This is a genomic window from Phenylobacterium sp., assembly GCF_031425575.1.
In the GTDB taxonomy this organism is placed as follows: domain Bacteria; phylum Pseudomonadota; class Alphaproteobacteria; order Caulobacterales; family Caulobacteraceae; genus Phenylobacterium.
The window spans coordinates 1-5897 of sequence record NZ_JANPJP010000374.1 but is presented as its reverse complement, the minus strand read 5'-3'; the positions used below and the strand labels follow the sequence as shown (position 1 = coordinate 5897).

At 67.9% G+C, this 5897-nt stretch carries 3 protein-coding genes and 1 pseudogene; 1 reads left to right on the top strand and 3 read right to left on the bottom strand.

Annotated elements, in window-relative coordinates; all coding sequences use genetic code 11:
* From RMO97_RS21255 to RMO97_RS21245, 3 genes and pseudogenes are all read right to left on the bottom strand, one after another.
* Positions 1–1202, bottom strand: a 1202-nt coding sequence (locus RMO97_RS21255) for an SLC13 family permease (protein WP_310542995.1), incomplete at its 3' end; no start/stop codon positions are given.
* A gap of 40 nt (positions 1203–1242) precedes the next feature.
* Entirely contained in the window at positions 1243–4332 is a 3090-nt protein-coding gene (gene putA / locus RMO97_RS21250; RefSeq protein WP_310542994.1) for a bifunctional proline dehydrogenase/L-glutamate gamma-semialdehyde dehydrogenase PutA, read from the bottom strand.
* Positions 4333–4519: 187 nt separating this feature from the next.
* Positions 4520–4873: pseudogene (locus tag RMO97_RS21245) on the bottom strand (OmpA family protein); the annotation flags it as partial.
* An 87-nt stretch (positions 4874–4960) separates the two neighbouring features.
* On the opposite strand from RMO97_RS21245, the gene RMO97_RS21240 reads away from it, so the two are divergent.
* Positions 4961–5897, top strand: a 937-nt coding sequence (locus RMO97_RS21240; protein WP_310542993.1) for a L,D-transpeptidase family protein, incomplete at its 3' end; no start/stop codon positions are given.

Genomic DNA, 5897 nt, shown 5'->3' with positions numbered 1-5897 from the left:
GCCAGGGCATGACGGATGCCGCCCAGCCGCACCTCCCGCTCGGCCAGCGGCAGCAGGCCCAGGGCCGTCAGCGCGACCGGCAGGCTGCGCTCGCCCCCCTGCAGGACGATGACGTCGCCGGCGCGGAGTCGGACCCTGTTCAGGTGCTGGCTGAGGCGGAAACCTGAGCGGCTGACCGCCAGCAGGTTGACCCCATGCCGGCCGTGCAGGTCGACCCGCAGGGCGGTTTCACCGATCAGGCCGGACTCCGCGCCCACCACCGCCTCCACAACCCGCACCTCCTCGGTGGGCTCTTCCATGGACAGCGGCTTATCGGCTCGGGTCAGCTTCAGCTTCGCCCGGGTGATCAGGTCGTCCAGGCCGTGGGGCTCGCCCTCCAGCAGCAGGGTGTCACCGGGAAGTATCTTAGTGTTGGGGTGGGGCTGGGACTTGCGCTTGCCAGCGCGGAGCAGGGCCATCACCCGCACCTCGTTGTGGGCCATGTGGTTGAAGTCGGCGATGCGGTTCTTCTCGAAGGTCCAGTCGTCGGGAACCTTGACCTCGGTGAAATAGGCGTTGGCCGCCAGGGCCGCGTCGATATTGGTGGCCGGCGTGCGGCCCTTGGGCAGCATGCGATAGGCGAAGGACAGGAACAGGATGCCCATGGCCGCCAGGGCTAGGCCGACGGGCGCGTAGTCGTACATGCCGAACGGCTTGCCCAGAATGTCCTCACGCACCTGGGAGACAATGATGTTGGGAGCCGTGCCCACCAGGGTCACCAGGCCGCCCAGAAGGGCGCCGAAGGACATCGGCATCAGCAGGCGACCGGGCGAGGTCCCCGTGCGACGCGCCACCTGGAGAGCCACAGGCATCATGATCGCCAGGGCGCCGACATTCTTTGTGGCGGTGGACAGCAGGGTGACAGCGGCGGTCAGCACCGGAACCTGGCTGCGCTCGGTCTTCAGGTGGGGAAGCAGGGGCCGCAGCGCGGCCTCGATGATGCCCGAGCGCGCGAAGGCGGCGCTCACCACCAGGGCGCTGGCGATGATCACCGTGATGTCGTTGGAGAAGCCATCAAAGGCGCTCGCCGCCGGCACAACCCCCAGCAGCACGCCGGCCAGCAGCGAGACCAGTGCGATCACGTCATACCGGAACCGGCCCCAGACGAAGGCGCCGATCGTCACTGCGATCAGCCCGAAGGCCAGCGCCTGTTGATGCGTCATCACAGTCCCCCAGCCCAAAGGCTTGGGCCGGGAACGCGTATCAGGGGTTGAGGTTCAAGAGTGCCGGATCGCCGCCTTGCGCGGCGATATTGACGCTGACCGCCCGCTCCACAGCGTAGCGTAGCAGGGCGTGCGGCCCGCCTGCCTTGGGACCGGTTCCCGAAAGGCCCTCACCGCCAAAGGGCTGGACCCCCACCACGGCGCCGATCATGGAGCGGTTCACATAGAAATTGCCGGCGGGAACCGCGGCGCGGACCTGGTCGGCGAAGCCCTCGATCCGGCTGTGGACGCCCAGCGTCAGGCCATAGCCCGTCTCCGCCAGGGGGCCGGCGGCCGCCTCCAGCTTGGCGGCGTCGTAGCGAACGACGTGAAGCACCGGCCCGAAGACCTCCGTCTGCAGAAAGTCCGAGGACGGGATTTCCGCGAGGGTCGGCGCGAAGAATACGCCGCTGTCGGGCGCTTTCATCCGGCGCAGCACCTTGGCCTCCTGGGTCAGGCGCGCCAGGTGAGCCTCCAGGGCGCCACGCGCCTCCTCGTCGATCACCGGGCCGATGTCGGTGCGCGGATCAGCAGGATCGCCCAGGACCAGGGCGTCCATGGCCCCGGCCAATCCTTCGATGAGCTGATCCGCGGTCTCGCGCGGGACGAAAAGGATGCGCAGCGCTGAGCAACGCTGGCCCGCCGAGCCGAAGGCCGAGTTGATGACGTCATCAATGACCTGCTCGCGCAGGGCTGTGGTGTCCACGAACATGGCGTTCAGGCCGCCGGTCTCGGCGATCAGTGGCACGATGGGGCCCGGTCTCGCCGCCAGCGTCCGGTTGATCGCCCAGGCCGTGTCGACCCCTCCGGTGAAGGCGACGCCCGCACAGGCGGGATGGGCGACGAGGGCCGCGCCGACAACCGCGCCGTCGCCGGGCAGCAGATGGAGCACATCGGCCGGCAGGCCGGCCTTGTGGAAGAGCCTCACGGCTTCGGCGGCGATCAGCGGGGTCTGTTCGGCCGGCTTGGCCACCACCGTGTTGCCGGCGGCCAGGGCCGCGGCGATCTGGCCGGTGAAGATGGCCAGGGGGAAGTTCCAGGGACTGATGCAGGCGAAGACGCCACGGCCGTGCAGTGAGAGCTGGTTCACCTCCCCCACGGGGCCCTTCAGGGTCTCGGGACCCGAGAACTGACGCTCGGCCAGATGGGCATAGTAGCGGCAGAAGTCGGCGGCCTCGCGAACCTCCGCCAGGCCGTCGCCGTAGGTCTTGCCGGCTTCCACGGCGCAGATGGCGGTGAGGCGGTCGCGGTGGGCTTCCAGGGCGTCGGCCATGGCCCGCAGGACCTGGGCCCGGCCGTGTCCGCCCCGGGCGTCCCAGGCGGGCTGAGCCGCCTTGGCGGCGGCGAAGGCTTGGCCGATATCCCACTCGCTGGCGTCCCAGGTCTGACCGATAGTCCGCCGACGGTCGCCAGGCGAAGTACGCGGCGTGCCGGCCCCCGTCCCGGTCTCCTTGCCCGCCACAACGGGGCGGCTGGTGAGAAAGTCGAGGTTCACCACGGCGGCGGTCAGACGGTCGCGATCAGCTGCGATGGAGAGGTCGACCCCGGTGGAGTTCTTTCGCGCTGAACCGTAGAGGTCCACCGGCAGCGGAATACGCGGATGCGGCGCGCCGCCAGCAGCCTCCACGGCTCCGACGGGATCGCCGACCACCATCGACACCGGTGTCTTCTCGTCCAGCAGGGCATGGACAAAGGAGGTGTTGGCGCCGTTCTCCAGTAGGCGCCGCACCAGATAGGGCAACAGATCCTCGTGCCCGCCTACTGGAGCGTAAACTCGCAGCTTCAGGGGACCGTAGCGGTTCACAGCCCCCGCATAGAGAGCCTCGCCCATGCCGTGCAGGCGCTGGAACTCCGGCTCCACATTGGCCTGCCGCGCCATCTGCCGCACGGCGGCCAGGGTATGGGCGTTGTGGGTGGCGAACTGCGGATAGAGGGCCGGGGCGGCCGCCAACAACACCCGGGCGCAGGCGAGGTAGGACAGGTCGGTGGCCGCCTTGGTGGTGTAAACAGGATAGCCCGGCAGCCCGCCCACCTGGGCGCGCTTGATCTCGGAATCCCAATAGGCGCCCTTCACCAGGCGCACCATCAGGCGGCGGCCCGTGGTCCGGGCGATATCGGCGACGGCTGCGACGGTCTGGGGGCTCCGCTTCTGATAGGCCTGAACGGCGAGACCAAGCCCCTTCCAGGTCCCGAGCTCCGGCTCACCGGCCAAGCGCTCCAGCAGCTTCAGGGAGATGACCAGCCGGTCGGCCTCCTCGGCGTCGAGGGTCAGGTTGATGTTGGCGGCCGCCGCGATCTTGGCCAGACGCAGGATCCGCGGATAGAGGTCGGCCCACACCCGCTCCTCCTGGCGCGCCTCATAGCGCGGCGACAGGGCCGAGAGTTTCACCGAGACGCCGTGGCCGGCCTCCGGCCCTTCGCCCCTCGCGCGCTGGCCCACCACAGTGAGCGCGTCGGCATAGGCCTTCTCATATTTGTCGGCGTCGGCCGTGGTGCGGGCCCCCTCCCCCAGCATGTCGAAGGAACAGACGAAACCGTCAGCCGCCGCACGCTTGATGGCCTGGTCGATGGTCCGGCCCAGGACGAATTGTTCGCCCATGATCTTGACCGCCGCGCCGACGGCCTGGCGGATCACCGGCTCGCCCAGGCGTCCCCCCAGGCGACGGATGAAGCCCGGCAGGTCGGCGCGCGCCTCCTCGTCGGCATCGATCAGCTTGCCCGTGAGCATCAGGCTCCAGGTCGAGGCGTTGACCAGCAGGCTGTCGGAGCGGCCCAGGTGGCTCGCCCAGTCGGCCGAGGCGATCTTCTCGGCGATCAGCCGGTCCCGGGTCCCCTCGTCGGGGGTGCGCAGCAGGGCCTCGGCCAGGCACATCAGCGCCAGGCCCTCCCGGGTGGAGAGGGAGAACTCCTGCAGGAAGCTCTCGACGACCCCCTGCTTGGCCGCCCCCTTGCGGGCGAAGCGCACCAGGGCCTCGGCCTCCTGGCGAACCTCCTCGCGATCCTCGACGTTGAGGGGCCGGCTGGCGATTAGAGCGGCGACCGCCTGACGTTCATCAACAAATTTACCCCGATCGAGATCGTCGAAAGACATGTCCGGCCCTCAATTTGGGCCTGAAAATGCAAAATCATTGCGAGAAATACAAGGCAGGAGCGGAAAATTTACCGCGCGAGGCCTGAGCGCAGGCGGCAAGGTCAACTGGCCCAAACCCCATAGCAAAAGGGCCCGGTCTTGCGACCGGGCCCTTCGCTTAGTTCGGCGAACCGCCGAGATCGATATCTTAGAAGTTGATGTCGATCGTCGAACGGCGGTTCAGCGGTTCCTTCACGCCGTCGCCGGTGGGAACGGCGAGCATCGTTTCGCCCTTCCAATCGACTTGCAGCGAGCCGGCGCCGACGCCTTGACCGACGAGCGCGTCAGCCACGGCCTTGGCCCGACGTTCCGACAGGCGGACGTTGTAGGCCGGCGAACCGGAGGAGTCGGTGTGACCGACGACAACCACTTGGGTCGCGCGGCCGCCATTGGCGTAGTTCGCGGCTTCCGAAACCACCGTCTGAGCCTCCGGCGTCAGCACGTACGGATCGAAGGGGAAGTAGACTATGAACTGCTTGGCCTCATACGACGGCGCCGGGGGCCGTTTCGTACTGTGGGCACCGTTCACTTGCCCGACAGCCCGCACCGGTAGAAAGCTGAGGAGACCGTCGATTAACGGGGATTCTTGGTGAACAAGCTCCTGCTTTACACTGCTATTCTGGCGCTCCTTGCAGTGTCTGGCGCGGCTGACGCCCGCAAGAAGCCCAAGGCCGCGCCGGTTCCGGTCACGCCGGTTCCGGTCGCGGCAGTGCGGGTGGCTCCGACCGACCCGGTGGAGCTCTACTATTTCCAGCATGGCGATGCTCCGATCTGGCTGCGCAGCGATGCCACCCGGGCTGCGGCGAGCCGCCTGTTGGGCCTCCTGCGCCGGTCGAGCATCGACGGCTTCGCGGTCGGTCCGGCGCTCGCCGCCGATGTCGATGCCGCGCTCGCTTCGGCGGCTCCCGGCAACGCGGAGGCGACCCGCGCGTCCGAAGTGCGCATCAGCAAGGCCTGGGTCGCCTACATGCAGCACCTGCGCACCCCGCCCAAGGGCATGGTCTACGGGTACGAGTTGCTCGCTCCGCAGCGCCGGCCGGATCAGACCCTGCTCACCACAGCTGCGGCTCCAGACCTCGGTGCGGCGTTGACCCGCATGTCAGACGTCAATCCGATTTACCGGTCGTTGCGTGATGCCGCGCTGGCTGCGGGAATGACGACCGCGACGCCGGAGCTTCTTTCAAACCTCGAGCGGGCGCGGGTGCTTCCATCTACCGGCCGGTTCGCGCTGGTGGACGCGGGCAATGCGACCCTCACGATGTATGAAAATGGCCAGGCGGTGGACCGGATGAAGGTGATCGTCGGAACCGGCGAAACGCAGACGCCGATGATCGCGAGCATCATCCACTATGCCGTTCTCAATCCTTATTGGGAGGTTCCGCCCAGCCTGACCAAGAAGCTCATCGCTCCAGGCGTGCTGAGAGGCGGCGACGCCTATCTGAAGCGCAACGGCTATGAGGTGATGAGCAACTGGACCAACGAAGCCACGGTTGTTCCCGCGTCCGAGGTGAAGTGGGCGGCGCTGG